Below are 3082 nucleotides of genomic sequence, written 5' to 3'. Positions count from 1 at the left end.
GTAAGCGTCATTTCGTGGCCGCATGGACAGAGTTGAAGCCGGTGTCCAAAGTGATGTCCGTTACTTCAAGTGGTGGGGACTACTTTGGACACACGGAATGCGCGACCATCGAACCGCAAGGGCCGACCGAACTACACGCCGGAGTACCGACGGCAAGTTGCCGTCGCGGCGTGCGAGCCAGGTATTTCGGTGGCTAAGCTCGCGCAGGCGCACGGACTGAACCCCAATATGGTGTTCAAGTGGCGCCGGCAACTGCGGGCGGGCCTGTTTGAAGCGGTGGCGCACAGCACAGCGGTGTTGCTGCCCGTAGCGCTACCTAATGCACCGACCGGCGAGACCGCAGAACCGGCGTCGCTCGCGCTACAGCCTGTCGAGCCACATCGCGAGAGCGTACCGGCAGCGTCGGGTATTGAGATCGAACTGAACGGAGCCCGTGTGCACGTCACGGGTAGGGTCGATCCGGTGCAGTTGCGCCTCGTGCTGCGCTGCCTGATGCCAGCATGATTGCGCCGCCCAGCGGTACCCGCGTATGGCTGGCAGCGGGCGTTACCGATATGCGCCGTGGCATGGATGGACTTGCCGCACTGGTGCAGTCAGCACTCGGACGTGATCCCTTCTCGGGGCACATCTTCCTGTTTCGCGGGCGTCGCGGTGACCTTATCAAGATTTTATGGTGGAGCGGCGACGGCATGAACCTGTACGCGAAACGACTTGAGCGCGGACGCTTCGTGTGGCCGCAGGCAGATTCAGGAACGGTCCATCTATCTGCCGCCCAACTGTCGATGCTGCTCGAGGGAATTGACTGGCGGCATCCGGAGCGCACGTGGCAGCCGACGCACGCGGCATAACGCAGGGTGCGGGAACCCACAAGCGCGTGGGCTTCATTTACACTGGCATGCATGCCAGCCAGCCATCTGCCCGATGACATCACCGCTCTCAAGCGCATCGTTGCCTCGCGCGACGAGACCATCGCGCAGTTGTTGGCCGAGATCTCGCGACTGAAGCGGTGGCAGTATGGCCGTTCATCGGAGCGCATGACCGAACTGATGGACCAGCTGCAGCTCGCGCTCGGTGAACTGCCCGTTCCTGAACCGGCTATGGCCGCACCGGAGAAGGCGCCTGATGCCGACGCGACTGCGGATACGTCGGCCACAACGAACCTTGTTCCACTGCGCCGCAAGCCGCGGCACTTTCCTGCCCATTTACCTCGCGATACGGTTGTTCATGCGCCGACGAACTGCGGATGCCCGGAATGCGGCAAACAGATGCGCGCGCTCGGCGAAGACGTCTCGGAGGTGCTCGACTATGTGCCCGGCTACTTCAAGGTATTGCGTCACATACGTCCGAAGCTGAGTTGCCCGCGTTGTGCCGCAGTAGTACAGGAGCCGGCACCTTCGCGGCCGATAGCACGCGGGATGGCGGGTGCGGGGCTTCTCGCGCAGGTCGTCGTCGCGAAGTACGCTGACCATATGCCGCTATACCGGCAGGCCGGCATCTATCGCCGCGCGGGCGTCGAACTGGACCGGGCAACACTGGCTTCGTGGGTGCGTGAAGCGGCTGCGCTGCTGCAACCCCTGTCCGACGCACTCGGTGGTTACGTGCGCGCCGCAGACAAGATCCATACCGACGACACGCCCGTGCCGGTGCTGGAGCCGGGGCGTGGCAAGACACGCACGGCGCGCCTGTGGACCTATGTGCGGGATGACCGCCCGGCAGGGAGTCGCGCGCCACCAGCAGTCTGGTACAGGTACTCACCCGACCGCAAAGGTGAGCGACCTCGGGAACATCTGGCGGGCTACACGGGAATCCTGCAGGCAGATGCCTTCAGCGGGTATGACGCGCTGTATCGTGACGGCACGGTCATCGAGGCCGGGTGCTGGGCGCATGCGCGGCGCAAGTTCTACGACCTGTACAAGCTGGACAGCTCACCAATTGCCGAGGAAGCATTGCGTCGCATTGGGGCGCTGTATGCTGTTGAACGCGAGGTTCGCGGCCAGACGCCGGCCGTGCGCCTGTCTGCGCGTCAGTTGCGCTCGGCCCCATTGCTCGCTGAACTGAAGGCCTGGTTCGAACACACGCTGTTACAGGTATCGGCGAAGTCGGGGCTGGCGAAGGCGATCAGATACTCGCTGGGGCACTGGCATGCACTCACACGCTATTGCGAAGACGGGCGCGTCGAGGTGGACAACAATACGGCGGAGCGCGCGATCAGGCCGCTCGTTCTCGGCAGGCGCAATTATCTGTTCGCAGGCTCCGACGGCGGTGGCCACAGCGCGGCAGTGATCTATAGCCTTATCGGTACGGCGCGCCTGAACGGCATCGAGCCGTTTGCCTACCTGCGCACGGTGTTCGAGCGCATCGCCGATCATCCCATCAACCGCATCGACGAGTTGCTGCCGTGGCGCCTGATGCCAGCTGCACACATCGAGCAGCAAGCCGCCTGACAATCAATCCGATGGTCCAACCCCGCAAACCTGCCGTGCGCCTGGTCAAGGCGCCAGTGCCCGATTATGTGCTGCGCGTTGAGCTGAAGTACATCAAGCCGGCCATCTGGCGACGAATCATCGTTCCCGGCTCGATCAGGCTGGGCAAGCTGCATGTCGTGCTGCAACTGGCCATGGGCTGGGAAGGCGGGCACCTGCACGAGTTCGTCTTCGGCGAAACCAACTATGGTGAACCGGATGACTTCGGATTCCAGAGCGATCCGCCAATGCTCAATGAAGCACGGGTCACGCTGGCGAAGGCGCTGGGCGGGCTGAAGTCATTCACTTACATCTACGACTACGGTGACAACTGGCAGCATCGGATCAAGGTCGAGAAGGCTCTGGTGCCTGATCCAGACATGCGCCGGCCGCTGTGCCTGGACGGACAGAATGCGTGTCCACCGGAAGACGTCGGTGGAGTGCCAGGATATGCCGACTTCCTCGAAGCGATCACCGATCCGACGCACGAGGAGCACGACCACTTCCTCGAGTGGTGTGGCGGCAGCTTCGATCCCGCCGCCTTCGATCTCGTGCTCGCGAATCAGCGGCTCTCAGAGGTCAAGTTCTGATCGTCAAGACGGCCTCGGATTGACGCTTAC

Annotated in this window: 4 protein-coding genes; all 4 read left to right on the top strand. The window is 63.0% G+C overall.

Going from position 1 to position 3082, the window contains the following annotated elements; genetic code table 11:
* The first annotated feature begins 69 nt into the window (after window positions 1-69).
* The 4 genes from AB4Y36_RS40290 to AB4Y36_RS40275 are packed head-to-tail and all read left to right on the top strand — an operon-like array spanning window position 70 to window position 3052.
* Window positions 70-504 (top strand): transposase, encoded by a 435-nt coding sequence (locus AB4Y36_RS40290; protein WP_368685915.1) that lies wholly within the window; start codon window positions 70-72, stop codon window positions 502-504.
* On the top strand, window positions 501-848 hold the full coding sequence (gene tnpB / locus AB4Y36_RS40285) for an IS66 family insertion sequence element accessory protein TnpB (RefSeq protein ID WP_080404084.1): 348 nt from the start codon (window positions 501-503) through the stop codon (window positions 846-848). The genes AB4Y36_RS40290 and tnpB overlap by 4 nt, the downstream gene beginning before the upstream one ends.
* A 51-nt stretch (window positions 849-899) precedes the next feature.
* Window positions 900-2444, top strand: coding sequence for an IS66 family transposase (locus tag AB4Y36_RS40280; RefSeq protein WP_368685914.1), 1545 nt, complete (start codon window positions 900-902; stop codon window positions 2442-2444).
* An 11-nt stretch (window positions 2445-2455) separates the two neighbouring features.
* Window positions 2456-3052 carry a plasmid pRiA4b ORF-3 family protein gene (locus AB4Y36_RS40275; RefSeq protein WP_368685913.1) on the top strand — a complete coding sequence of 199 codons (597 nt, stop codon included), beginning with the start codon at window positions 2456-2458 and terminating at the stop codon, window positions 3050-3052.
* Window positions 3053-3082 lie beyond the last annotated feature (30 nt).

This window comes from Paraburkholderia sp. BR10936, from assembly GCF_040965735.1.
Taxonomy (GTDB): Bacteria; Pseudomonadota; Gammaproteobacteria; order Burkholderiales; family Burkholderiaceae; genus Paraburkholderia; species Paraburkholderia nodosa_A.
The sequence above is the reverse complement of the archived record's forward strand: the minus strand, read 5'-3'. Positions and strand labels throughout refer to the sequence as shown.

Coding starts and splice junctions, on each gene's coding strand:
- tnpB (WP_080404084.1), top strand. CDS start 501: ATGATTGCGCCGCCCAGCGGTACCCGCGTATGGCTGGCAGCGGGCGTT.
- AB4Y36_RS40280 (WP_368685914.1), top strand. CDS start 900: ATGCCAGCCAGCCATCTGCCCGATGACATCACCGCTCTCAAGCGCATC.
- AB4Y36_RS40275 (WP_368685913.1), top strand. CDS start 2,456: ATGGTCCAACCCCGCAAACCTGCCGTGCGCCTGGTCAAGGCGCCAGTG.